The organism is Pseudomonas japonica (genome assembly GCF_013522925.1).
In the GTDB taxonomy this organism is placed as follows: Bacteria; Pseudomonadota; Gammaproteobacteria; order Pseudomonadales; family Pseudomonadaceae; genus Aquipseudomonas; species Aquipseudomonas japonica_A.
Genome location: NZ_JAAMQU010000002.1, coordinates 114543 through 139639, shown reverse-complemented (window position 1 = coordinate 139639; position 25097 = coordinate 114543). Strand labels below are relative to the sequence as shown.

The following is a 25097-nucleotide window of genomic DNA, read 5'->3' as shown; positions in this document are numbered from 1 at the left end:
GAAAAACCGCTCAATACTCCTGTACGCCTTATTCAGCCTTGTGGATGCACGGCTGTTTGGCCTCGCAATGACCTATCCGACCCATGAGGTGCCCATGAAAATCCGTGAGCTCGCCCGGCATTGGGAACAGAACGCCAAAGGCCGCCTGACCAAAACACCCTACAGCATCCATCTGGACGTTGAATCGGCCGCTCGCCTGTCGGCGTTGCAGGAAATGTATCCGAAACACCATGCCGAAGAACTGCTCGGAGAGCTGATCGGCGCGGCGCTCGAAGAGCTTGAAACCAGCTTTCCGTATATCCGCGGAACCAAGGTGATCGCTACCGATGAAGAAGGCGACCCTATGTACGAAGACATCGGGCCGACACCGCGCTTCCTTGCACTGTCTCGTCGTTATCTGGACGAACTTAACCAAAAAGACACACCCGAGACAGTCGATACTGCCGCCCAAGGCCTGACGGAAAGCGGCCGCTAGGCCCTGTCCCAGAGCCTTCAGGAAGTAAAAATTCATTCCTTTGGACAGTTTTGTGAACTATCAGAAAAACACTTGAGTCCCAAACATTAGCCATCGCAGTAGTATGCCCGCGGTTACGCTGCCCAGGCCGCTGCCATGGATAAGTTGTTTTTTGAAAGCCCTCCTATGGAGTCGAAGATCATGAAGACTTGCACTGCCAAACCCTCGTCCAACGCAGTCCGTGGGCTCAAGCTCGCCGCTCTGGCGCTGGGCAGCAGCTTCATTCTGGCCGGTTGCGCCGGTAACCCACCCACTGAGCAATACGCGCTGGCCCAATCGGCCGTGAACAGCGCGGTAAGCGCTGGCGGGACCGAATACGCGGCCGTGGAAACCAAATCGGCCCAGGACAAATTCAAGGCGGCCGAAATCGCCATGCACGACGAAGACTACGACAAGGCAAAAATGCTTGCCGAACAGGCTGAGTGGGACGCTCGCGTAGCCGAGCGCAAGGCACAGGCCGCCAAGGCACAGAAGGCCGTGGACGACGCGCACCAGGGCGTGGAAGAACTGCGCCAGGAAGGCATGCGCAACGCTCAGTAACCGCCCCGAGTGCACTTTGGACAGATAAGGAAGAACCCCCATGCGTAAACATTTGATGATCCCTGCCCTGCTGGCCGTGGCCGTTAGCTTGAGCGCTTGCTCGCACGACCCGAACGCCAACCTGGAAAGCGCCCGCACCAACTACTCCTCGCTGCAGACCAACCCGAAATCCGCGACCCTGGCTGCGCTGGAAACCAAGGATGCTTCGGAATGGCTGGACAAGGCCGACAAGGCCTACCGTGAAGGCGACGACAAGCAGAAGGTCGACCAACTGGCCTACCTGACCAACCAGCGCGTGGAATTCGCCAAGCAGACCATCGCCCTGCGCACGTCCGAAGATGACATCAAGAACGCCGCCGCCCTGCGCGCCAAGGCACAGCTGGACGCTCGCGACGCTCAGATCAAGAAGTTGCAGGACAGCCTGAACGCCAAGCAGACCGACCGTGGCACCCTGGTGACCTTCGGCGACGTACTGTTCGACCTGAACAAGTCCGAGCTCAAGCCCAGCGGCATGACCAACGTCATCCAGCTGGCTCAGTTCCTGAAGGACAACCCGGACCGTCAGGTCATCATCGAAGGGTATACCGACGCCACTGGGTCGGATTCCTACAACCAGAGCCTGTCCCAGGCCCGTGCCACCTCCGTGATGGCCGCGCTGGTTCGCCAGGGTGTAGACGCCAAGCGCATCGTCGCTCAAGGCTACGGCAAGCAGTACCCCGTAGCTGACAACAGCAGCAGCTCGGGCCGCGCCATGAACCGTCGTGTGGAAGTGACCATTTCCAACGACAACCAGCCCGTCGCGCCACGCTCCTCGATGCACTAAGCGCCGCAGTTGCATGAAAAAGCCAGCCCCTCGGGGCTGGCTTTTTTGTGGGCGGTTGGCGCCAAGGCCAGCTGCTACGGGTAATTGGGAATCTCGCCCAACCGGCGCAGCCCGTCGAAGTGGCTGGGGTCCTCGAGGAAGTGCAGCATCACCTGGCGGAAGGTGGGGTCGGCGAAGGTTTGCACATGGCCCCCACGGGTCAGTTGCAGCACACGGGGCGGTGGCAAGGCCTTGTACAGCTCTATGCCGTTTTCCAGCGGCACCACGCTGTCATCCAGGCTCTGGAACAACAACTTGGGGATGGGCCCGATGTGCTCAGCCGCCGCGATGGCGCTGTCACCGTCCGGCACGATCCAGGACAACGGCACCTGCAGAGGCCAGGTCAGCCACGAGGTGCTCAGGGCAAAGCGGCCCACCTTGCGATAACTGGCGGGCGCACCGTCGAATACCAAGGCCTTGAAACGCGCCGCTTCGCTCGGGTGCCCGGCCAGGTAATGGATGCCCAGCGCGCCACCCAGGCTTTGCCCCAGCAGTATCAACGGCTGGCCTTGGGTTTCCGGTGCCTGGCGCAGCCAGTCGAGCGCCGCTTGTATGTCGAGGTACACCCCCGGCAGGTCGGCACTGCCTTCGGATAGCCCATAGCCGCGGTAATCCAGCATCAATACCTGATACCCCTCGGCCGGCAGCCACCAACTGCCGCCCAGGTGGCGGGATAGGTTGCCGCCGTTGCCATGCAGGTGCAGCACCGTACCCTTGACCGGCACACCGGCCTTGGCTGGCAACCACCAGGCATGCAGGCGAACGCCATCGGCGCTTTGCAGCGCTAGCGGGCGCCAGGCCAGCTTTGCCACATCAGGCGTGAAGGGCTCGCCGGGCTCGGGATAGAACAGCAGGCTGCTGCAGCCGGACATGCCCAGCAGCAGCGCCAGCCCCAAGGCTTTAAATGATGTTCGCGTAATCCGCTTCAATGCGGTCCAGGCTCAGGTGATTGAGGAAGTTGGAGAAGCACATCCACGCCGACAGCGCATTCATGTCACGGAACTGTTCCGGGAGGTACTTGGGCGGCGCTACCAGGCCTTCTTCCACCAACTGGCGCAGGATACGCATGTCTTCCAGGGTGGTCTTGCCGCAGAACAACAGCGACACCTGCTCCAGCTTGCCCTTGCGAACCGCGAGCTGGATGTAGTTGTAGACCATGATGAAGCCCTTGAGGTAGGACAGGTCCTTGGTAAAGGGCAGCCCCGTAGGGGTGGAACCGCGGAATACCCGGCTGGCATTACCGTAGCTCTCGGCCATGCCGAAGCCTTGCTCCTGGAAGAAATCGAACACTTGAAGGAAGTCCGCCCCCTCCTCCACCATGTGAATGGCACGGGTGCGGTTGGTGAGCTTGCGCAGGCGGCTGGGGTAGGAGGCGAAGGCAATCACCTCCATGAGGATGGCCAGCCCTTCCTGCGTGACGGTAGAGGACGGCGGCCCCTTGGCCAGGAAGGTGCAGATAGGCTGGTTCAACCCGTTCAGTGTGGTGCCCACATGCACCAGGCCCTCATGCACCTCCAGCGCGCGCACATCCCGCTCGTTGAACATGGCGTCGGCGCGGATCTTGATGTAATCAGCGCCGGCCGCGGCGTCGGCCACGATGCCATCGGACTCGAACACGCGGATAGTGCCTTCGGTTTCGCCGAATACGCGGTTGAGCCGGCTTTGCAGCATGTCTACCGCTTCCTTGGCCGTGAGGTTTTTTATCTCGTCTTTAAGGTCCCCACGGCCGTCGATGTTATTGAGGTAATCGGACAGCATCATGCCGAGGTCTGCCAGGGTGGGGTCGCCAGCATGGAACGCATCGGAAGCCGCGCCATACAACTCCTGTGAAATGAGCCCGAAATCCTCAGTGCCCCGGGCTTCCAGCATGCGCACCACCATCCGGTATTCGCGGCACATGCGGCGCATGATCTGCCCTACCGGGTTGAATTGCCCCAGCTGCCGCGTGACCTCGCGCTCGATACTCTGGAATTCCACCCGCACGGCCGTCGCGTCGAAGCCCAACGGCCGGCTCTGGTACCAGGCGCGGTCCACTTCAGGCAGGGCTTTGCCCTTGGCCTTGAGGAACGCCTGGCGGACGTTGTCGTCCCATTTCACCGCATCGAGGATACGAATAGGGGTTTGCGCGGCAACAATACGATCGGACAGCACTCGCACCGTTTGCTGGTAGTCGTCCATCGGCCCTCCCTTGTGAAGTCAGCGTGCAACCCGTTTGTAGCGGGCGATTTCCACGAACACATCCGTGTTGGCCGGGTCGTCCAGCCAGGCGAACACTTGGGCCGGGCTTGAGCGTACGGCAACGCCCTGGCCGTCACGCGTGTCGAAGCGCTCACCGGCGAGGGCACCCTGGGCTATCGCCTGCTGCAAGCGCTCCAGGTCCAGGTTGTAGACCACCAATTCGTCCGCATCGCTCAGTTCGAAGCCAACGATAGCGAAGCGCCCACCATAGGCCTTGGGCATGGGCGCAGATGCGTACCAGCGGCCCCCGTGGCGGCTTACGGTAAAGGTCGCCTGATCCCGTGGGGCAGGAGAACCTTTCTGGTAGCTGATGGCGCTGTAATGCCCCTCAGCGGCGGGCTGGATCTTGAGGTTCAGGTGCTCGCCCCAGGCATCCCGGGCCTGCCATTGGCCAAGCAAGGCCGCGGGCGCCTTTTGCCCCGGCGGGATGGGCTCATCGAACGTGGCCAGGCAACCACTGAGCAGGGCGCCCACCAGCATGACCGCGAACAGCGTGCGCCAGACGTTCATCCCCGGGCCTCCTTCAGGCTGCGGCCAGTACCAGGTGCATGTAGCGGGTGAGAATGTCGAGCATCCCGGTGTCTTCGGCCGCCTGGTCGGGGGCCAACAGCGCCTGATATTCCATCTGCCCGATCAACGCCGTCAACACTTGTGCGTCCTGCTCGGGGCAGCGTGAGCCCAATACGCGCAGCATCTGGCAAGCCCCTTCGTGAAGGATGCGTTGGTGCGACAACACCAGGCCGGCCAGGCGAGGCGTGAGCAGGGCCTCCTGGCGGAAGGCTTGTTCGGCCATGAGGTAATCGCGGCGGGTATTCAGCTGCTTGCGCACGTAGTCGGCGGTCATTCGCGCGATGGCGTCGGCCAGGCGACCGCGCGCTTCGGCCGTTTGATCGGTAGCGGCGAGCAACTGGCGCAACATCTCCTCGCTGCTGGCCCACAGCTTGGCCATGTGCGCAGCGCTGCGCTCTACATAGCGGGCGAAGGTATCGGCCAGCAGGTCTTCGATGTCTTTGAAATAGTAAGTGGTAGCCGACAGCGGAACCCCGGCTTCGGCCGCCACCGCGCGATGGCGCACGCCGCGCACGCCGTCGCGCACAACAATGCGCATGGCGGCATCGAGGATGGCCTGGCGGCGTTGTTCGCTGCCCTCCCTGGCGGGCTTGCGCCCCTCGTATTGCACACTCATGGCCACGGCACTTGCCACGCCAGCAGCGCTGGTTGAAACGGTTGCGGGTTCCACTTCAGATCCTTTCAGGTTGTCGCCATCCATATCCCGGCCTCCCGACTCTGCAGGAGGCAGCTCACCTTGCAGGAAGCGGATGGCCGGCCCCGCCGCTTCCTACAAGGCGATGTTTCGTACAGTCAGGCTTGCGGGCGCATGTGCGGGAAGAGAATCACGTCGCGAATGGACGGCGAATTCGTCAGCAGCATCACCAGGCGGTCGATACCGATGCCTTCACCCGCGGTGGGCGGCATGCCGTATTCCAGCGCCCGTACGAAGTCGGCGTCGTAGTGCATGGCTTCGTCATCACCAGCGTCCTTGTCCGCCACCTGGCGCATGAAGCGCTCGGCCTGGTCTTCAGCATCGTTGAGCTCGGAATAGGCGTTGGCGATCTCGCGGCCACCGATGAACAGCTCGAAGCGGTCGGTCACGCTTGGGTTGTCGTCGTTACGGCGCGCCAGCGGCGACACTTCGAACGGGTACTGGGTAATGAAGTGCGGCTGCTCCAGCTTGTGCTCCACCAGTTCTTCGAAAATCATCACCTGCAACTTGCCCAGGCCTTCGAAGCCCAGCACCTTGGCGCCGGCCTTTTTGGCGATCGCGCGCGCCTTGTCGATATTGTTGAGGTCTTCGGCGGTAATGTCCGGGTTGTACTTGAGGATAGAGTCGAACACCGACAGGCGCACGAACGGTTCGCCGAAGTGGAACACCTTGTCGCCGTAGGGCACGTCGGTGGTACCCAACACCTCCATGGCCAGCTCGCGGAACAGCTCTTCGGTGAGGTCCATGTTGTCTTCGTAATCGGCGTAAGCCTGGTAGAACTCGAGCATGGTGAACTCGGGGTTATGCCGGGTGGAAACGCCTTCGTTACGGAAGTTGCGGTTGATCTCGAAGACCTTCTCGAAACCGCCTACCACCAGCCGCTTGAGGTACAGCTCGGGCGCGATGCGCAGGAACATTTCCATGTCCAGGGCATTGTGGTGGGTTTCGAACGGCTTGGCCGCCGCGCCGCCGGGGATGGTCTGCAGCATGGGGGTTTCGACTTCGAGGAAGTCGCGCTTCATCAGGAAGCTGCGGATGTGAGCGATCACCTTGGAGCGCACGCGGAAGGTTTCGCGCACGTCTTCGTTGACCATCAGGTCCACATAACGCTGGCGGTAGCGCTGCTCGGTGTCTGTCAGGCCGTGGTGCTTGTCGGGCAACGGGCGCAGCGACTTGGTGAGCAGGCGCACCTGGGTCATTTCAACGTACAGGTCACCCTTGCCGGAGCGTGCCAGAGTGCCTTCGGCGGCAATGATGTCGCCCAGGTCCCAGGTTTTCACCTGCGCCAGGGTGGCTTCGGGCAGGGTTTTACGGTTCACGTAAACCTGGATACGCCCGGACATGTCCTGGATAACCATGAACGAACCACGGTTGAGCATGATGCGGCCGGCAACCTTCACCGGGATCGCCGCAGCTTCGAGCTCTTCCTTGGTTTTGTCCGCGTATTGCTTTTGCAGGTCGCCTGCATAGCTGTCACGGCGGAAATCATTAGGGAAGGCCTGACCTTCGGCGCGCACGGCAGCAAGTTTTTCCTTGCGCAGGGCGATCAGGTTGTTTTCTTCCTGTTGAAGGGCTTGCGGGTCGAGTGGTTGGTCGCTCATGTCACATCCGTAAAAAGTCTTTCTGGGGCTTCAAGCTTCAAGCTTCAAGCTGCAAGTAAAAGCAAGATCAAGGGCTGCAAGGCAGAAGCCGGCGTAACGCCAGTCGCTTCTGGCTTGCAGCTTGCCACTTGAAGCTTGCCGCCAGGGCCGACGGGCCCTGTCAGAGGCCCTGTTTGAGGCTTGCCTCGAGGTATTCGTCGAGGTCACCGTCCAGCACCTTGTCGCAGTCGCTGCGCTCAACGCCGGTGCGCAGGTCTTTGATCCGCGACGCGTCCAGCACGTAGGAGCGGATCTGGTGGCCCCAGCCAATATCCGATTTGCTGTCTTCCAGCGCCTGGGACGCGGCGTTGCGCTTCTGCACTTCCTGCTCGTACAACCGGGCCCGCAGCATTTTCATGGCGGTGTCCTTGTTGGCGTGCTGGGAGCGTTCGTTCTGGCAGCTCACCACGGTGTTGGTCGGCACGTGGGTAATCCGCACCGCCGAGTCGGTGGTGTTTACGTGCTGGCCGCCCGCGCCGGAGGAGCGGTAGGTGTCGATGCGCAGGTCCGCCGGGTTGATCTCGATCTCGATGTTGTCGTCGATTTCCGGCGACACGAACACCGCGGTGAACGAGGTATGGCGACGGTTGCCCGAGTCGAACGGGCTTTTGCGAACCAGCCGGTGCACGCCGATTTCGGTACGCAGCCAGCCGAAGGCATATTCGCCCTTGATGTGCAGGGTAGCGCCCTTGATACCGGCCACTTCGCCTTCGGACAGTTCCATGATGGTGGTGTCGAAGCCGCGTTTGTCAGCCCAGCGCAGGTACATGCGCAGCAGCATGTTCGCCCAGTCCTGGGCCTCGGTGCCGCCGGAACCGGCCTGGATGTCCAGGTAGGCGTTGTTGGCGTCCATTTCGCCGCTGAACATACGGCGGAATTCGAGCTTTTCCAGCGAACCGCGCAGGCGCTCCAGTTCGCTCACCACATCGGCGACCGCGCCTTCGTCGTCTTCTTCGACCGCCATGTCGAGCAGCTCGCGGCTATCGGCCAGGCCACCGGACAATTCGTTCAGGGTATTGACGATGATCGCCAGGGTGGAGCGCTCCCGGCCCAGGTTCTGGGCGTATTCGGGATTGTTCCAAACGTTTGGATCTTCAAGCTCGCGATTGACTTCGGTCAGGCGTTCAGCCTTCTGATCGTAGTCAAAGATACCTCCGAATGGTTTCGGAGCGTTCGCTGAGGTCCTTGATGGTGTTGAGGATCGGGTTGATTTCCATGGCGGCTGCGCACTCACGTCAAAAGCCGGGGAGTATAGCATGCAGCGCTTGCGTGTTCATTCCCGGGCTTACGCCCGGTTGCACTGGTCAATCGGCGACCACCACCTGATTGCGCCCGCTGTGCTTGGCCATGTAAAGGCCTTTGTCGGCGGCAAGAATGAGCAACCGGCAGTGGGTGCCTGGCGCAGGCGTCATGGTGGCCAGGCCGATGCTCACCGTCAGTGGCGAGGCAGGCTCCGGGGCGTTATGCCAGATGCCCAGCGCCGCAATGCTCTGCCGCAGTTTCTCGGCCACCAGCCGCGCGCCGGCCGGGGACGTGCTTGGCAGCACCAGCGCGAACTCCTCGCCGCCATAGCGGGCCGGGAGGTCGCTGGAGCGGCTGGAGCAGTCACGGATGGCGTCCGCCACTTTGCGCAGGGCTTCGTCCCCTTCCAGGTGGCCGAAGTTGTCGTTGTAGGCCTTGAAGTAGTCCACATCGATCATCAGCAGCGACAGCTGAGTTTGATCGCGCATGGCACGGCGCCACTCCAGCTCAAGGTACTCATCGAAATGCCGGCGATTGGACAGCCCGGTAAGGCCGTCTGAGTTCATCAGCCGCTGCAACACCAGGTTGGTATCCAGCAACTGCTGCTGGCTTACCCGCAGTGCCCGATAAGCCTCGTCGCGCTGCAGGAGCGTGAGGTACGAACGGGAGTGGTAGCGAATGCGCGCGATCAGCTCGATCGTGTCGGGCAGTTTGACCAGGTAGTCGTTGGCGCCCGCGGCGAAGGCAGCGCTCTTGACCACCGCGTCTTCCTTGGTGGAAAGCACGATGATCGGGATGTCCCGGGTAGAGGGATGGTTACGGTATTCGCGCACCAGCGTAAGGCCATCCAGGCCGGGCATTACCAGGTCCTGAAGGATGACCGTGGGGCGAATGCGCACGGCGTTGGCGATCGCCTGGTGGGGGTCGGCGCAAAAGTGGAAGTCGATGTTGAGTTCGGCCGCCAGGCTGCGCCGCACGGCTTCCCCGATCATCGCCTGGTCATCCACCAGCAACACCATGGCCTTGTTTTCATCGGTGGACCTGTACTGCTCGATCTGCAGATCAATCATTGCGTTTTCACCTGAATACTGCCTGTGTGCCGGCGTGGCCCGTTCCGTTTGTTCATAGTGCGAAAGTTTCCATCAAGCGTGAAGCGATGCGCTCCAGTGGCCGCACCTCCACTGCTGCGTCAATCGCTATCGCGGCCTTGGGCATCCCGAACACCGCGCAGCTTTGTTGATCCTGGGCAATGGTGAGGTGGCCTCGTTCGCGCATGGCCTTTAGCCCCTGCGCGCCGTCGCGCCCCATGCCAGTGAGTAGCACACCCACCGCGCTGCCCTGCCAGTAGCGAGCAACGCTTTCGAAAAAGACGTTGATCGATGGCCGGTAGATTTCGTCCACCGGCTCGGCGGTATAGGTCAGGGTACCGTCGCGGGTCAGGCGCAGGTGATTGTTGGTCCCCGCCAGCAGCACATCGCCCGGTTGTGGTCGGTCGCCGTCGCGCGCAAGCCTCACGGGGCGGCGGGACGCCGTGGCCAGCCAGTCGGCCATGCCTGCGGCAAACACCTCGTCCACGTGCTGAACCAGCACCAGCGCTGCGGGAAGGTCGGCCGGCAGGCCCTTGAGCAGCGTTTCCAGTGCCGCCGGCCCGCCCGCGGAGGAACCGATAGCCACCAGCCCCTGCGGTTGGCCGCCCTGGGGCCGCGCGACCGGCGGACGTTTGGCAGGGGCACCCCGCGGGCCGATCAGCCAACCGATATTGACGATCTTGCGCAACAGCGGCGCGGCGGCCTCTCGCCCGTTTCCTGCGCCAACCGCCGGGGTATCGACTACGTCCAACGCGCCATAGCCCATGGCTTCGAATACCCGGTGCACGTTCTGCTCGCGGTCCACGGTCACGATCACAATGGCGCAGGGCGTGCTGGCCATGATCTGCCGGGTAGCCTCCACGCCGTCCATTTTCGGCATGATCAGGTCCATCAGCAGTACATCGGGCCGGTCCTCGGCGCAGCGGCGCACGGCTTCTTCCCCATCCCCGGCCACCCAGATGATTTCATGGGCCGGGTCGTAGGCCAGCGCGCGGCGCAGCGCTTCTACCGCCATCGGCATGTCGTTGACAATCGCCACCCTCATCCCTCGACTCCTCCGATCAGCTCGGCGACCGCATCGAGCAACGCGTCGTCATGGAAGCTGGCTTTTGCCAAATAGTAGTCGGCCCCGGCCTCGAGTCCACGCTGGCGGTCTTCCTCGCGATCCTTGTAGGACACCACCATGACCGGAAGCGCGCTCAGGCGGGCATCGCGACGCAGCAGTGTGACCAGTTCGATGCCGTCCATGCGTGGCATGTCGATGTCAGTGATCAGCAGGTCGAACGGTTCGCTGCGCAAGGCGTTCCAGCCATCCATGCCATCCACGGCAACCGCCACTTCGTAGCCGGCCGCCACCAGCAGCTTGCGCTGCAATTCGCGTACCGTGAGGGAGTCGTCCACCACCAGCACTCGCTTGCCCGTGCGTTGCCGGCCGCCTTCGGCCATATTGTCGATGCGCTCCAACCGGCCCGTGCTCAGCAGCTTGTCCACTGAACGCACCATGTCTTCCACGTCGATGATCAGCACCACCGAGCCGTCGTCCAGCAAAGCCCCGGCGGAGATGTCCTGAACCTTGCCCAGGCGTGAATCCAGCGGCAGTACCGCCAGCACCCGCTCGCCGATGAAACGTTCGACCGCGATGCCGTAGAGCGCATCGCGCTCGCGCACCACAACCACGCGAATGCTGCCTCCCGCATGCTGCGCGGCGGGGCGTTGAAGCAACTGGCTGGCGGCGACCAGGCCCACCTGCTGGCCTTGATGAAAGAAGTGCTGGCGGCCTTCAAGCTGAACGATATCGCCCGGTGCCAGCGCCAGGCTGTGTTCGATATGAGCCAGGGGGAAGGCGTAGGCTTCGCCTCCCACATCGACGACAAGGCTGCGCACCACCGACAAGGTGAGCGGCACTTCAACGAGGAAGCGGCTCCCCTGCCCGCTCGCCTGGGTCATCTCGACTGAACCACGCAGGTCACGCACCATGTGTTGCACGGCATCCAGGCCCACGCCGCGACCAGAGACTTCGGTGACGGTATCGCGCAGGCTGAAGGCTGGCAGGAACAGGAACGCGAGCAGTTCCTCTTCGCTCAACCGGTCCACCGTCTCGGCCGGGGCCAACTGCCGCTGCACCACGCTTTGGCGCAAGCGCGCCAGGTCCACACCGGCACCGTCATCGGCCAGCTCCAGCAACAAGTGCCCGGCGCGGTGCGACGCGCGTAACCGTAGTGTGCCTTCGGCGGGCTTGCCGGCGAGCACCCGGGCTTGCGGTGCTTCAATCCCGTGGTCAACGGCATTGCGTAGCAGGTGAGTAAGCGGGCCTTCCAGCCGCTCAAGTACATCTCGGTCGACCTGGGTTTTTTCGCCCTCTACTTCCAGCCGCACTTGCTTGCCGAGGCTGCGGCCGAGGTCCCGGACCATGCGCGCCTGGCCGTTCAACACGTCAGCGAATGGCCGCATGCGGCACGCCAGGGCGGTGTCATACAGCTGTTGTGCACGTTGAGCGGCGTCCCAGCCGTAATCGTCCAGCTCGGTCGCCTGGCCTAGCAGCACCCGCTGGGTTTCCCCCAGCATCGTCCGCGCCTGAGCCAGGGCGGCGCGAACGTCTTCCATGGGCTGGCCGGCGTCGAGGCTGTCCTTCAGATCATCCAACGCGCGCAGGCTTTGCGCTTGCATGCGCTTGAGCCGCTGCAGGGTTGCCAGGTACGGCTTGAGCCGTTGGGTTTCAACCATGGCTTTGCTGGCCAGGTCCAGTAATGCGTTGAGCCGCTCGGCGGTCACCCGCAGCACCCGCTCACCTTCGTTACTGCGGCGTGGCCCTGCCGCATCCGGAGCGGGCTCTTCCAGGGCTAGCGGCACCGGGCTTGCGGCTATTTCTGCGGGCGGCGGCTCGCTTGCCGGTGGTGGCGTGAGCTGCGCAGCGGCAGGCGCCGAGGCTGGATCGAGCGCGACTGCCAGCTGCGCCATGAACGCCTGGATATCCGCAGCGCCGGGCGCTTTGTCCGGGACCGCAATGCGCATGAGCAGGTCCGTGCCCTGGAGCAAGGCGTCGATGTGGTCGGCGCCCAGTATCAAATCCCCGGCCTGAGCGGCAACCAGACAGTCCTCCATCACATGAGCAACCTGCACACCCGCATCCACCCCCACGATCCGGGCGGCACCCTTGAGCGAATGGGCCGCTCGCATGCAGGCCTCCAACTGCGCAGGGTCACGGGGGTTGCGCTCCAGCGCCAGCAGGCCTGCGCTCAGCACGCTGGTCTGCCCTTCGGCTTCGAGCGCGAAGAGTTCCAGCATGGAGGCGTCGCGCATTTGCTCGGGGGTCATGTGAGGCTCCGGGTGATCGCCACCATCAATGCCTGCTCGTCCAGCACCCGCAAGGTGCGGGGCCCATCGGCGAGCACGGAGAGGGTGAAGCGGCTGCTTTGAGGGCCGGCACCCGCTTCGATCAGGTGCTCATCGAAGCGACGGATGCCATCGACCTCGTCCACCGGCACCACCACAGACCCTCCTTGCGCGGCCAGAATCAGCAAGCGCGGCACCACTCTCCCGCTGGCCGCTGCAGCCTGCCCCGTTTCAATGCCCAGCAGTTGACCGAGCGCGATGCAGGGCACCAGCGCGCCGCGCACGTTGGCCACGCCCATGAGGGTACGGGAACGCTGATGCGGCACGGAATGCACCGGCTGGCTGGGCGCCACTTCTACCAGGCAGCGCGTGGCCAGGCCCAGCCATTCACCAGCGATACGGAACACCACCAGCGAGCGTGACGGAACGGCTACGGGGGCCTCGGGGTAGACCAGTTCGCCGGGCTCACGCTGCAGGCTGTAGCGGTCCAGCAGCAGCGTGGCGGCGTCGGCGAACACCGGGCAATTCAGGCAGCGCACGTATTCCGCCAACCGCGGGCAGGAGCTGTCGCCGCGCACGCCAATGGTCTTCCAGCAGGCGTCGAAGGTGACCGCCGCGCCGTCGGCCGAATAGGTCAAGCCGGGCCGCTGTTGGTCGCTCATGCCTTGGGCTCCTTCAATGCGCGGGTGGCACGCGCCTGCAACCGCCGGGCACCTTCGGCATCACCGCGGGCGGCCAGCAGCATGGCCAGGTGCGCCAGCGCTTCAGGGTGCTGTGGCTCCAGGTACAGGGCCTTGCGATAGAAATTCTGCGCCTCGAGCGCATTCCCACCCGCATCGCTCAACAGGCCCAGCCAATAAAACACCTGGGCCTGGGGCGGGTGGTCCTTGAGGTAGCGCTCGCACGCCGCGCGCGCCTCGGCGCTTTTGCCGGCATCGGCCAGGGCGGCGATCTGCGCCAGCAAAGCGGCGGAGCCTGCTGCTTCGACAACCGGGGCTGCCGGCGGCACAGGGCGAGGCACGGGCGCCATCGTCACGGTTACTGGAGTGGGGCGCGGCGCCGGTCGGGGGACCGGCAGCGGTAACGGCGTGGTCAGCCTCGGGGCCTGCGCGGGCTCTGGCTGGCGTACAAAAGCAAACGCCTGCGCCAGCCCCAACGGGCGCATGCCGTTGGAGGCCAACAGGCTACCTTCCGCCGGCCCGATGAACAGCACGCCGTCCTCGCGGGTGAAGGCTTTCAAGGCGTTGACCGCTTGCTGTTGGGTTGGCACATCGAAATAGATCAGCAAGTTGCGGCAGAACACGAAATCATAGGGTTGTTCCCCGGCCAGCAACAAGGGGTCGAGTATGTTACCGGGCTGCAGGTGGATCTGTTCCAGCAACCGGGGCTGCACGTGATGCCCCTCGGGGGTGGCGGTGAAATAACGCGCCTGGAAAGCCTTGTAGTCCCCTCGGAAGGAATTGCGGCCATACAGGCCGCGGCGTGCCTTGGCCAGTGACTGCGGGCTCACGTCCACCGCGTGGATCACAAAGGCGGACGCTGACAACCCGGCGTCGAACAACGCCATGGCCAGCGAATACGGCTCCTCGCCCGTAGAGCACGGCAGGCTCAACACGCGCAGCGGCCGTGCGCCGCCCAGCTCGTGCCAGCGTGCCCTCGCCAGGCGGCCAAAGGCGGCGAAGGACTCGGGGTAACGCATGAACCAGGTTTCCGGAACGATCACCGCCTCGATCAACGCCTGCTGCTCCGCGTCGTCGCTGCTCAGCAGTGCCCAATAGGCTTCTAGCGCGGCCAGCCCCAACGCTGCCTGCCGCTGACGCACTACACGCTCGATCATCGCCGGGCCCACCGAGGCAGCGTCCAGGCCGATGCGCTGGTACAGGAAGTCGAGGAAGCGCCGGTCCATGCTCAGGCGCCCTCCCCGTCGAGCAAGGCCGCGTTACCCGGGGCATACAACAGGGCTTGCGCGCGCTCATCCAACAGCTCGTCCACGGTGATCCACTGCAATAGCCCACGGGCGTCTTCCCGGATGGGCCCCAGGTACCGCGCTTCGGGGTTGGCCAGCCCATAGGGCTTGAATTCAGACGGGTCGCAGCGCAGCGTTTCGCTTACATGCTCCAGCACCAACCCCAGGCACAGGCCCTGCTGGTAGTTCACCAGCACTATGCGAGTACTGGTACGGCGTACCGCCGGTTCGCCCAGGGCCAATGCGCGCATGTCGATCACCGGAACAACCTTGCCACGGTAGGCGAACACACCACCTACCCATGCCGGCGCCTGGGGCACGGGCTTGAGTGGCAGCAGCGGCAACACCTCCACTACGGCACGCGCAGGCAGCGCGAAGCGTTGTTCGCCAAGGGTGAACAACAAAAACAACGTGCCGGCCAGCTTGCCGGTCGGTGCGCCGGGAGCGTTCATGCGCGTGCTGGCCATTACACTCGGAAACGCGACACGCCGCCGCGCAAGCCTGCGGCGACCTGGCTCAGTTCGTCGATGGCCGCGCTGGCCTGGCGCAACGAGTCGACGGTCTGGCTGCTGGCATCGCTCAGCTGCGCCAGCGCATGGTTGATCTGCTCAGCGCCCGTGGCCTGGGCCTGCATGCCTTCATTGACCATGAGTACCCGGGGCGCCAGCGCCTGTACCTGATGGATGATCTGGTTCAGTTGCTCTCCCACTTGTTGTACTTCAAGCATCCCGCGGCGTACTTCCTCCGAGAACTTGTCCATGCCCATCACGCCCGCCGAAACCGCTGACTGGATCTCACGCACCATCTGTTCGATGTCGTAGGTCGCCACGGCGGTCTGGTCGGCCAGCCGGCGCACTTCGGTCGCGACAACAGCGAAGCCGCGCCCGTATTCGCCTGCTTTCTCGGCCTCGATCGCTGCGTTAAGGGACAGCAGGTTGGTCTGGTCTGCCACCTTTACGATAGTGACCACCACCTGCGTGATGTTCCCCGCCTTTTCGTTGAGGGTCGCCAGCTTGGCGTTCACCAGGTCGGCGGCGCCCATCACGTGCTGCATGGTTTCGGCCATCCGGGCCAGGCCCTGCTGGCCGTTGCCGGCCAACAGCGAAGCCTGGTCCGCGGCCCCGGTAACCTCGCCCATGGTGCGCACCAGGTCGCGGGAGGTAGCGGCAATCTCACGGGAGGTGGCGCCGATTTCACTGGTGGTGGCAGCAGTTTCGGTAGCCGTGGCTTGCTGCTGGCGAGACGTGGCGGCGATTTCAGTCACCGAGGTAGTGACCTGTACCGACGAGCGTTGCGCCTGGGAAACCAGGGCGTTGAGCTCATCCATCATGGCGTTGAAGCCGGTTTCGATCGCGTTGAATTCATCCCTGCGGCCAAGGTTGAGCCGCACGCTGAGGTCGCCGGCGCGCATCACTTCGAGGATGCTCAGCAGCTTGTTGGTAGGCGCCATGATATTTCGCAGCAACAGCAGCCCGCAGCTGATCGCCGCGATCAGCGCGACCAGCAGGCAGCACAGCATCACCAGTTTGGTAGTGGCCACGGACCGCTCGATGGATGCACCGGCTTCCTCCGCCGCCTTGCGGTTGAGGTCCACCACGGTGTTGATCTGCTTGCGGCCCGACGTCCAGGCGGGGGTCAGCTCCTGCTCAAGCAATTCCATGGCTTCAGTGAAGTGGCGTTGCTGGTAAGCAGCCAGGGTTCGCTTCAGTGCCGCTTCGTACGTGCCGCGCCAGCGCTCGAACTCGGTGAAAGCGGTCTTTTCTTCATCGCTGCGCAAGGTTTGACGGAACACCGCCATCTGCGTGGCCAGGCGCTCGGCAAAGCCCTTGTACTGCTCCTCATCGGCGGTGATGAGTTCCCGTTGGTAGCTCAAGCCCAGCAGCTGCTGGGTATACAGATAGCTGTCCGACCAGGCGCCGCGCATCATCGAACTCGAATACACCCCGGGAATGCTCTCGCTGCGAAGGCTGGCCGCCTCCTGCTCGATCATCATCAGCCGGGTGTACGCGATGAGCACCATGGACAGCATGATGGCGACCACGACAGCAAAACTCGCCAGGATCCGATGGCGCAGAGTCCAATTCTTCACAACCACTCCTCGAAGGTAAGCGCGCGCGCGAAAGCCGGGCAGTATAGACCACCGGCCTTGAAGCAAGGCGCGTACTTTCGGCCATCCCGGGGCACAACGCCAGCGTCGGCAGGTACGAAATTGCCATCACCTTGTTTGCAGGGTGATACACCCGATTTTCCGTTATAAATCATCGGTAACGCTTATTAGTTCTTTGCCCTCTACCCTTCACCGCGGCCCGGCCCTCTCATTCCCCGCCCACGGTTTTTCCGATATAACACCGTTCACCTCGGCCTTTCAGATAGCTGCCCATGATGACCTTGCGCCAGATTCGCCATTTCATCGCGGTTGCCGAAACGGGCTCGATCTCGGCGGCGGCGCAGGCGGTGTTTATCTCTCAGTCCACCCTGACCGGGGCCATCCAGCAGCTGGAGGAGGAGATTGGTGTAAGCCTGTTCAACCGACACGCCAAGGGCATGAGCCTGACTCACCAAGGCCATCAGTTTCTGCGCCAGGCACATTTGATCCTCGCTACGGTGGACAACGCCAAGCGAAGCCTGCAACAAAGCACGGACCAGATCAGCGGCACCCTCACCATTGGCGTCACCAGCCTCGTTGCCGGTTACTACCTGGCCAACCTGCTCACACGGTTCCAGCGCGCCTACCCTAACGTCGAGCTGCGGGTGATGGAGGATGAACGCCCTTACATCGAGCATTTGCTACTCAACGGCGAAATCGACGTAGGCGTGCTGATCCTTTCCAACCTGGAAGACCGGCATGCCCTGCAAACTGAAGTGCTGACCCACTCGCCGCACCGTTTATGGTTGCCAGCGCGGCATCACTTGCTGGAGCGGGACGATATCTCGCTTGCGGACGTGGCCGCTGAACCGCTGATTCAGCTGAACGTGGATGAAATGGACCACAACGCCCAGCGCATCTGGCAGCACGCTGGCTTGAGGCCGCAGGTAAGCCTTCGCAGCGCTTCCACAGAAGCCGTGCGCAGCCTGGTTGCCGCCGGCCTGGGCGTGTCCATTCAGCCTGACATGACCTACCGGCCATGGTCGCTGGAGGGCGATATCATCGAAGCGCGCAGCGTGGTGGACCTCACCCGCACGCTCGATGTCGGGCTGGCCTGGCGTCGCGGCAGCGCGCGCCCGATGCTGGTGGACCCTTTCCTCACCGTGGCGAGAGAACAGCACGCCCGCAAGCATTCGATTTAACCGAACGCGGCTTTCGATATTAGGAATTTGTAGCTACCACGCCGCTGCGCCTAGGCTCAGGCAACCCAGCCAGCCCGAGCCTGTGCCATGAACCCATCAGTCCAGCCAGAGCCCTTGCTTACCGCCCTGCTGATCGATGGCCAACTCGTTGCCGGGGAAGGTGCCGTAGAAAGCGTTCTGGACCCAAGCGATGGCAGCTGCCTGGCATTGGTCGCCGAAGCGAGCACCTCCCAGGTGCAGGCCGCCATCGCCGCGGCCGCTCAAGCCTTTCCCACATGGGCCAGGACCACGCCCCAACAGCGGGCTTCACGCCTGCTGGCCATCGCCGATTGCATCGAAGCGCAAGCCGATCGCCTGGCCCGGATCGAAGCCCTTAATTGTGGCAAGCCACTGCACCTCGCTCGCCAGGACGACCTCAGTGCCTGCGTCGACGTGTTCCGCTTTTTTGCCGGTGCCGTGCGTTGCCAGACGGGGCAACTTTCCGGGGAATATGTGCCGGGGTACACCAGCATGGTACGGCGCGACCCCATCGGCGTGGTTGCGTCCATCGCCCCGTGGAACTACCCCTTGATGATGGCCGCCTGGAAGCTCGCGCCGGCGCTGGCCGCAGGCAATACCGTGGTGTTCAAGCCATCCGAACACACACCTCTGTCGATATTGGCGCTGGCACCGGCGCTGGCCGAGCTGCTGCCAGCCGGGGTGCTGAACATCGTTTGCGGTGCCGGCGATGGCGTGGGCGGGCAACTGGTGAGCGACCCGCGCGTGCGCATGGTGTCGCTGACCGGGGATATCGTGACCGGGCAAAAGGTGCTCCAGGCCGCGGCGCGCACCCTCAAACGCACCCACCTGGAACTCGGCGGCAAGGCACCGGTGATCGTGTGCGATGACGCCGATATTGATGCCGTGGTGGAGGGCATTCGCACTTACGGGTATTACAACGCCGGCCAGGACTGTACCGCTGCCTGCCGTATCTATGCTCAGGCAGGCATCCATGACCGGCTGGTGGAAGAATTGGGTGCGGCGGTCGCAAGCCTGCGCTATGCCAGCAAGCGCGACGAGGACAACGACCTGGGGCCGCTGATCAGCGCCCGCCAGCGCGACCGCGTGGCCAGCTTTGTGCAGCGCGCCTTGAGCCAACCGCATATCGAACGGGTAACCGGAGCAGCCGCCCATTCCGGGCCTGGGTTCTTCTACCAACCCACACTGCTCGCCGGCTGCCGCCAACAGGATGAGATCGTTCAGCGTGAAGTGTTCGGGCCGGTGGTGACCGTCACCCGGTTCGATGAACCCGGCCAGGCCTTGGCCTGGGCGAACGAATCCGAATACGGCCTGGCCTCCTCTGTGTGGACCCGCGACCTGGATAAGGCGCTGCAGTTGGCGGCGCGGCTGGAGTACGGCTGCACCTGGATCAACAGCCACTTCATGCTGGCCAGCGAAATGCCCCATGGCGGGCTGAAGCGTTCGGGGTATGGCAAAGACCTGTCCAGCGACTCTCTCCAGGATTACAGCGTGGTGCGCCATATCATGGCGCGACAGCGGGAGGTGCTGAACTGACTCCTGCACCTGGCTCAGCATTCCAATAATCAGCGCCCCGCGCGCCTGCTTGCTTACTGCCCCGACCATAATTTGAAAAAGAGGGAAATCCATGTCCGCCCCAAAGACCGCAGTGCTCAGCGCCATTACCACCGCCCTGCTGGCAACCGCTGGCGTTCATGCCGCCGACCTGCCCACAGCCATAGGTGCCGGTGAAGGCCAGCTGAATATCATCGCCTGGCCGGGCTATATCGAGCGTGGCGAGAGCGACAAAAGCTATGACTGGGTAACCGGCTTCGAAAAGGAAACCGGCTGCAAGGTGGACGTGAAAACCGCCGCCACGTCCGATGAAATGGTCAGCCTCATGGCCAAGGGTGGCTACGACCTGGTAACCGCCTCGGGTGACGCTTCGCTGCGATTGATCGCGGGCAAGCGCGTGCAGCCGATCAATACCGCGCTGATTCCCAACTGGAAGAACGTGGACCCGCGCCTGGCCAGTGGCGACTGGTTCGTGGTGAACAAGCAAGTGTACGGCACGCCCTACCAGTGGGGGCCCAACGTGCTGCTGTACAACACTGAAGTGTTCAAGACCGCGCCTACCACCTGGGGCGTGCTGTTCGAGCCGCAGAACTTCCCTGATGGCAAGCCGAACAAAGGCCGGGTGCAGGCGTATGACGGGCCGATTTACATCGCCGATGCCGCGCTGTACCTCAAGTCGGCCAAGCCCGAATTGGGCATCAAAGACCCTTACCAGCTCACTGAAGCCCAGTACAAGGCGGTACTTGATGTGCTACGCCAGCAAAAGCCGTTGATCCACCGTTACTGGCACGACGCGACCGTGCAGATGAGCGACGTGAAAAACGAAGGCGTTGCAGCTACCAGTTCCTGGGGGTACATGGTCAACGGGCTGAAGGCCGACAACCAGCCGGTGGCCTCCACTGTGCCGAAGGAAGGCGCGACCGGCTGGGCCGACACCACCATGCTGCATGCCGAAGCCAAGCACCCCAACTGCGCCTACAAGTGGATGGACTGGTCCCTGCAACCGAAGGTGCAGGGGGACGTGGCGGCGTGGTTCGGCTCGTTGCCCGCGGTACCGGCCGCCTGCAAGGCGAGCGACCTGCTGGGCGCCGAGGGCTGCGCCACCAATGGCTTTGACCTGTTCGACAAAATCGCCTTCTGGAAAACCCCGCAGGCCGAGGGCGGCAAGTTCGTGCCGTATAGCCGGTGGACGCAGGATTATATAGCGATCATGGGCGGCCGCTAACGCCGCTTCGCGAGCTACGCCTGGCCGGCTTCGCCCGCTTCCAACAGGTAGGAAGCGGGCGAAGCTCGCGAATGGGCCGCCAGATCAGAAGGCAATTACCATGACCCCTGCTGTGCAATTTACCGAGGTATCGCGCCTGTTTGGCGAGGTGAAGGCCGTGGATCGGGTGTCGATCGACATCCACGACGGCGAATTCTTTTCCATGCTCGGCCCTTCGGGGTCGGGAAAAACCACGTGCCTGCGGCTGATCGCCGGCTTCGAACAGCCCAGCGCGGGCTCGATTCGTATTCATGGCCAGGAAGCCGCTGGCCTGCCGCCGTATCGACGCGACGTGAATACCGTGTTTCAGGATTACGCGTTGTTCCCCCACATGAATGTGCGGGACAACGTGGCGTATGGCCTGAAAGTGAAAGGCGTGGCAAAGGCCGAGCGCTTGAACCGTGCCGAGGAAGCCCTGGCGATGGTGGCGCTGGTCGGCTTTGGCGAGCGCAAGCCCGCGCAACTGTCCGGTGGGCAACGCCAGCGGGTGGCGCTGGCGCGGGCACTGGTGAATCGCCCACGGGTGCTGCTGCTGGACGAGCCGCTGGGTGCGCTCGACCTCAAGCTGCGCGAACAGATGCAGAGCGAACTCAAAAAGCTGCAGCGCCAGCTGGGCATCACCTTCGTGTTCGTGACCCACGACCAGACTGAAGCCTTGTCCATGAGCGACCGGGTGGCGGTGTTCAATAAAGGCCGCATCGAACAGTGCGATACCCCGCGCAACCTGTACATGAAGCCGGCCACGGCGTTCGTGGCCGAGTTTGTGGGTACGTCGAACGTGCTGCGGGGTGAATTGGCAGCCGCCTTGCGCGGCGTTCCCGGAGCATTTTCAATCAGGCCCGAACACATCCGCCTTGGCGTGCCGGCGATGGCCGATCAGGTGCGGCTCGAAGGCATCCTTCAGGACGTACAGTACCAAGGCAGCGCCACGCGCTATGAGCTGCGCTTGAACAACGGGCAGTTGCTCAACGTGAGCCAGGCCAACCAGGACTGGCAGCCCGACGCCGCCGCCCTGCAACCCGGGCAGCGCCTCACTCTGGCATGGCCGCGTGGCGCCATGGTGCCGCTGCTGGACGAGGGCGTTTGACCATGACCCTTGTGCTGGATGCGCCCTCCTCGCCCGCCCGCGCCTCGCTTGCGCGCTGGGCGGCGGACCTGCTCTATCGACGGCCCAACCTGTACCTGGCGTTGTTGCTGGTGCCGCCCTTGTTGTGGTTTGGGGTGATCTACCTTGGCGCACTGCTTAACCTGCTGTGGCAAGGCCTGTACACCTTCGACGACTTCAGCATGACGGTCACGCCCGACCTTACCCTGGCCAACCTGCAAGCGCTGTTTGTGCCCGCCAACCTGGACATCATTCTGCGCACCTTGGGCATGGCGGCTGCGGTGTCAGTGGCAAGCGCACTTGTCGCCTTTCCGCTGGCCTATTACATGGCTCGCTACACCACCGGCCGCACCAAGGCTTTCTTCTACATCGCGGTCATGTTGCCCATGTGGGCCAGTTATATCGTCAAGGCATACGCCTGGACGCTACTGCTGGCCAAGGGAGGCGTGGCTCAGTGGTTCGTGCAGCACCTGGGCCTGGCCGGCGCGCTGGCCTGGCTGATGGAGGTACCGGGCATTGGCGGCAGTACCTTGTCCACCTCACACCTGGGCCGCTTTCTAGTGTTCGTGTACATCTGGCTGCCATTCATGATCCTGCCGGTTCAAGCGGCGCTGGAGCGCTTGCCGCCCTCGCTGCTGCAAGCGTCCGCCGACCTTGGTGCTACCCCGCGCCAAACGTTCTTCCAGGTGGTGCTGCCACTTTCGGTACCCGGCATCGCCGCCGGCTCGATCTTCACCTTCTCGCTCACCTTGGGGGACTTCATCGTGCCCCAGTTGATCGGCCCGCCGGGCTATTTCATCGGCAGCATGGTGTATGCCCAGCAAGGCGCCATCGGCAACCTGCCCATGGCCGCGGCCTTCACCCTGGTGCCCATCGTGCTGATCGCGGTGTACCTGTCCATCGTCCGACGCCTGGGGGCCTTCGATGCACTCTGAAAAAGCGCCCCTCACATTACGTATCGCCGCCTGGGGCGGGTTGGCCTTTTTGCACATACCCATCCTGGTGATCGTGCTCTACGCCTTCAACACTGAAGACGCCGCCTTCAGCTTCCCACCACGCGGGTTCACCCTCAAATGGTTCAGCGTGGCCTTCGCCCGCCAGGACGTAGTGGAGGCGATCAAGCTGTCCCTGCAGGTCGCCTGCCTGGCCACTGCAGTGGCACTGGTGCTAGGTACGCTGGCCTCGGCGGCGTTGTACCGGCGGCAGTTCTTCGGCAAGGACGCGATCTCGCTGATGCTGATCCTGCCGATTGCCCTGCCCGGCATCGTCACCGGCATCGCGCTGCTCTCGGCGTTCAAGGTATTGGGCATCGAACCTGGGCTGCTGACGATCGTGATCGGTCATGCCACCTTCTGCGTGGTAATCGTTTACAACAACGTCATCGCGCGGCTGCGGCGCACCTCCCACAGCCTGATCGAAGCGTCCATGGACCTGGGCGCGGACGGCTGGCAAACCTTCCGCTACATCATGCTGCCCAACCTGGGCTCTGCCCTGCTCGCCGGGGGCATGCTGGCGTTTGCCCTGTCGTTCGACGAGATCATCGTCACCACCTTTACTGCGGGCAACGAGCGCACCTTGCCGATCTGGCTGCTCAACCAGCTGGCCCGCCCGCGAGACGTACCGGTCACCAACGTAGTTGCCCTGCTGGTGATGCTGGTGACCATGCTGCCCATTCTGGGCGCCTACTACCTGACCCGCGGCGGCGAATCGGTCGCCGGTGGCGGCAAATGAACTGGAGGATCGCACCATGCAAACCCAACTGCTGATCAACGGCCAACTGGTCGCGGGAGAAGGCGCGAGCCAAGCGGTATTCGACCCCGCGCGCGGCAGCGTGCTGGTTGAAATCCCTGAGGCCAGCGAGGCTCAGGTGGACGCGGCCGTGCGCGCAGCCGACGCGGCCTTCGACGGCTGGGCGCAAACGGCGCCGAAGGACCGCTCGCTGGCCCTGTTGAAACTCGCCGACGCCATCGACGCCAACGCCGACGAACTGGCCCGGCTGGAGTCTGCCAACTGCGGCAAGCCTCTGGCTGCGGCGCGTAACGATGAGTTGCCAGCCATTGCCGACGTGTTCCGTTTCTTCGCAGGTGCCGCGCGTTGCCTCAGTGGGTCTGCGGCGGGCGAATACCTGCCTGGCCACACCTCGATGATTCGCCGCGACCCGGTGGGCGTGATCGCCTCCATCGCGCCGTGGAATTACCCGCTGATGATGGTCGCCTGGAAAATCGCCCCCGCCCTCGCCGCTGGCAATACCGTGGTACTCAAGCCCTCCGAGCTCACCCCGCTGACCGCGCTCAAGCTCGCTGAACTGGCCGCGGACATCTTCCCCGCCGGGGTGCTGAACGTATTGTTCGGCCGAGGCGCCACCGTAGGCGGGCCCCTGGTGGAACACCCCAAGGTGCGCATGGTATCGCTCACCGGCTCCATCGCCACCGGCTCGCAGATCATTTCCAGTACCGCGGCGCAGGTGAAACGCATGCACATGGAGCTGGGCGGCAAGGCGCCGGTGATCATCTTCGACGATGCCGACATCGACGCCGCAGTTGAGGGCATCCGCACCTTCGGCTTCTACAATGCGGGCCAGGATTGCACGGCTGCCTGCCGGGTATACGCCCAGCAGGGTATTTATGAGCGCTTCGTAGAGAAGCTCGGCGAGGCGGTCGGCAGCCTGCGCCATGGCCCGCAGGAAGCCGAAGATACCGAGCTGGGCCCCTTGATCAGCGCCCAGCAACGGGACCGCGTGGCAGGCTTCGTGACCCGCGCTGCGGCGCAACCACACATCCGCCTGGTCACCGGTGGCAAGGTGATCGAAGGGGATGGCTTCTTCTTCGAGCCCACAGTATTGGCGGACGTACAGCAGGATGACGAGATTCTGCGCCGCGAAGTGTTCGGGCCGGTGGTGACCGTTACGCCTTTCAGCGATGAAGCTCAGGCGCTGGAATGGGCCAATGACTCTGATTACGGCCTGGCGTCCTCGGTGTGGACCAACGACCTGGGCCGCGCCCACCGCCTCAGTGCTCGCCTGCAATATGGCTGCACCTGGGTGAATACGCACTTCATGCTGGTCAGCGAAATGCCCCACGGCGGGCAGAAACATTCCGGCTACGGGAAGGACATGTCCATGTACGGGCTGGAGGACTACACCGTGGTGCGCCATGTGATGTTCAAGCACTAAAGCGTGAAC

At 63.4% G+C, this 25097-nt stretch carries 22 protein-coding genes and 2 pseudogenes; 10 read left to right on the top strand and 14 right to left on the bottom strand.

What is annotated here, in order from left to right; all coding sequences use genetic code 11:
• The first annotated feature begins 94 nt into the window (after positions 1-94).
• The 3 genes from G7016_RS03275 (at position 95) to G7016_RS03265 (ending at position 1877) form a co-directional block, all read left to right on the top strand.
• Positions 95-475, top strand: coding sequence for a pilin assembly protein (locus tag G7016_RS03275; RefSeq protein WP_181111766.1), 381 nt, complete (start codon positions 95-97; stop codon positions 473-475).
• A 165-nt stretch (positions 476-640) separates the two neighbouring features.
• Positions 641-1054, top strand: coding sequence for a DUF4398 domain-containing protein (locus G7016_RS03270; RefSeq protein ID WP_181111765.1), 414 nt, complete (start codon positions 641-643; stop codon positions 1052-1054).
• Positions 1055-1094: 40 nt separating this feature from the next.
• Positions 1095-1877, top strand: coding sequence for an OmpA family protein (locus tag G7016_RS03265; protein WP_181111410.1), 783 nt, complete (start codon positions 1095-1097; stop codon positions 1875-1877).
• Positions 1878-1951: 74 nt separating this feature from the next.
• Here G7016_RS03265 and G7016_RS03260 read toward each other — a convergent pair whose 3' ends face one another.
• From G7016_RS03260 to G7016_RS25770, 14 genes and pseudogenes are all read right to left on the bottom strand, one after another.
• Entirely contained in the window at positions 1952-2788 is an 837-nt protein-coding gene (locus G7016_RS03260; RefSeq protein WP_181111764.1) for an alpha/beta hydrolase, read from the bottom strand.
• A gap of 28 nt (positions 2789-2816) precedes the next feature.
• Complete coding sequence (locus G7016_RS03255; protein WP_181111409.1) at positions 2817-4094, bottom strand: flavohemoglobin expression-modulating QEGLA motif protein; 1278 nt, start codon at positions 4092-4094, stop codon at positions 2817-2819.
• Positions 4095-4112: 18 nt separating this feature from the next.
• Complete coding sequence (locus tag G7016_RS03250; RefSeq protein ID WP_181111408.1) at positions 4113-4664, bottom strand: hypothetical protein; 552 nt, start codon at positions 4662-4664, stop codon at positions 4113-4115.
• 13 nt (positions 4665-4677) lie between these two features.
• Entirely contained in the window at positions 4678-5424 is a 747-nt protein-coding gene (locus G7016_RS03245; RefSeq protein ID WP_181111407.1) for a TetR/AcrR family transcriptional regulator, read from the bottom strand.
• A 92-nt stretch (positions 5425-5516) separates the two neighbouring features.
• Positions 5517-7019, bottom strand: a complete 1503-nt coding sequence (gene lysS / locus G7016_RS03240; RefSeq protein ID WP_181111406.1) for a lysine--tRNA ligase — start codon at positions 7017-7019, stop codon at positions 5517-5519.
• A 160-nt stretch (positions 7020-7179) separates the two neighbouring features.
• A protein-coding gene (prfB, locus tag G7016_RS03235; RefSeq protein WP_181111405.1) for a peptide chain release factor 2 occupies positions 7180-8275 on the bottom strand; the annotation gives its coding sequence in 2 pieces (ribosomal slippage) (positions 7180-8202 and positions 8204-8275; 1095 coding nt in all).
• Between the two features lie 87 nt (positions 8276-8362).
• On the bottom strand, positions 8363-9370 hold the full coding sequence (locus tag G7016_RS03230) for a diguanylate cyclase (RefSeq protein ID WP_181111404.1): 1008 nt from the start codon (positions 9368-9370) through the stop codon (positions 8363-8365).
• Positions 9371-9422: 52 nt separating this feature from the next.
• Complete coding sequence (locus G7016_RS03225; protein ID WP_181111403.1) at positions 9423-10433, bottom strand: chemotaxis response regulator protein-glutamate methylesterase; 1011 nt, start codon at positions 10431-10433, stop codon at positions 9423-9425.
• The gene (locus G7016_RS03220; protein ID WP_181111402.1) at positions 10430-12703 is read right to left on the bottom strand and encodes a hybrid sensor histidine kinase/response regulator; all 2274 of its coding nucleotides are present in this window, start codon (positions 12701-12703) and stop codon (positions 10430-10432) included. The genes G7016_RS03225 and G7016_RS03220 overlap by 4 nt, the downstream gene beginning before the upstream one ends.
• Positions 12700-13383, bottom strand: coding sequence for a chemotaxis protein CheW (locus G7016_RS03215; RefSeq protein ID WP_181111401.1), 684 nt, complete (start codon positions 13381-13383; stop codon positions 12700-12702). The genes G7016_RS03220 and G7016_RS03215 overlap by 4 nt, the downstream gene beginning before the upstream one ends.
• On the bottom strand, positions 13380-14633 hold the full coding sequence (locus G7016_RS03210; RefSeq protein ID WP_181111763.1) for a CheR family methyltransferase: 1254 nt from the start codon (positions 14631-14633) through the stop codon (positions 13380-13382). Before G7016_RS03210 ends, G7016_RS03215 begins: the two co-directional genes overlap by 4 nt.
• Positions 14630-15139, bottom strand: a complete 510-nt coding sequence (locus G7016_RS03205; protein WP_181111400.1) for a chemotaxis protein CheW — start codon at positions 15137-15139, stop codon at positions 14630-14632. Before G7016_RS03205 ends, G7016_RS03210 begins: the two co-directional genes overlap by 4 nt.
• Positions 15140-15153: 14 nt before the next feature.
• Positions 15154-16185: pseudogene (locus tag G7016_RS25775) on the bottom strand (methyl-accepting chemotaxis protein); the annotation flags it as partial.
• A gap of 108 nt (positions 16186-16293) precedes the next feature.
• Positions 16294-16716: pseudogene (locus G7016_RS25770) on the bottom strand (MCP four helix bundle domain-containing protein); the annotation flags it as partial.
• A 350-nt stretch (positions 16717-17066) separates the two neighbouring features.
• Here G7016_RS25770 and G7016_RS03195 point away from each other — a divergent pair.
• The 7 genes from G7016_RS03195 (at position 17067) to G7016_RS03165 (ending at position 25088) form a co-directional block, all read left to right on the top strand.
• Positions 17067-17975 carry a LysR substrate-binding domain-containing protein gene (locus tag G7016_RS03195; protein WP_181111398.1) on the top strand — a complete coding sequence of 303 codons (909 nt, stop codon included), beginning with the start codon at positions 17067-17069 and terminating at the stop codon, positions 17973-17975.
• Between the two features lie 87 nt (positions 17976-18062).
• A complete protein-coding gene (locus tag G7016_RS03190; protein WP_181111397.1) occupies positions 18063-19529 on the top strand; it encodes a gamma-aminobutyraldehyde dehydrogenase in 1467 nt (488 codons plus the stop codon).
• A 91-nt stretch (positions 19530-19620) separates the two neighbouring features.
• Positions 19621-20772 carry a putative ABC transporter substrate-binding protein YdcS gene (ydcS, locus tag G7016_RS03185; protein ID WP_181111396.1) on the top strand — a complete coding sequence of 384 codons (1152 nt, stop codon included), beginning with the start codon at positions 19621-19623 and terminating at the stop codon, positions 20770-20772.
• Between the two features lie 100 nt (positions 20773-20872).
• Positions 20873-21898, top strand: coding sequence for an ABC transporter ATP-binding protein (locus tag G7016_RS03180; RefSeq protein ID WP_181111395.1), 1026 nt, complete (start codon positions 20873-20875; stop codon positions 21896-21898).
• Positions 21899-21900: 2 nt separating this feature from the next.
• Positions 21901-22851, top strand: coding sequence for an ABC transporter permease (locus tag G7016_RS03175; RefSeq protein ID WP_181111394.1), 951 nt, complete (start codon positions 21901-21903; stop codon positions 22849-22851).
• Entirely contained in the window at positions 22841-23647 is an 807-nt protein-coding gene (locus G7016_RS03170; RefSeq protein WP_181111393.1) for an ABC transporter permease, read from the top strand. The genes G7016_RS03175 and G7016_RS03170 overlap by 11 nt, the downstream gene beginning before the upstream one ends.
• A gap of 16 nt (positions 23648-23663) precedes the next feature.
• Positions 23664-25088 carry a gamma-aminobutyraldehyde dehydrogenase gene (locus tag G7016_RS03165; RefSeq protein ID WP_181111392.1) on the top strand — a complete coding sequence of 475 codons (1425 nt, stop codon included), beginning with the start codon at positions 23664-23666 and terminating at the stop codon, positions 25086-25088.
• Positions 25089-25097: the final 9 nt, after the last annotated feature.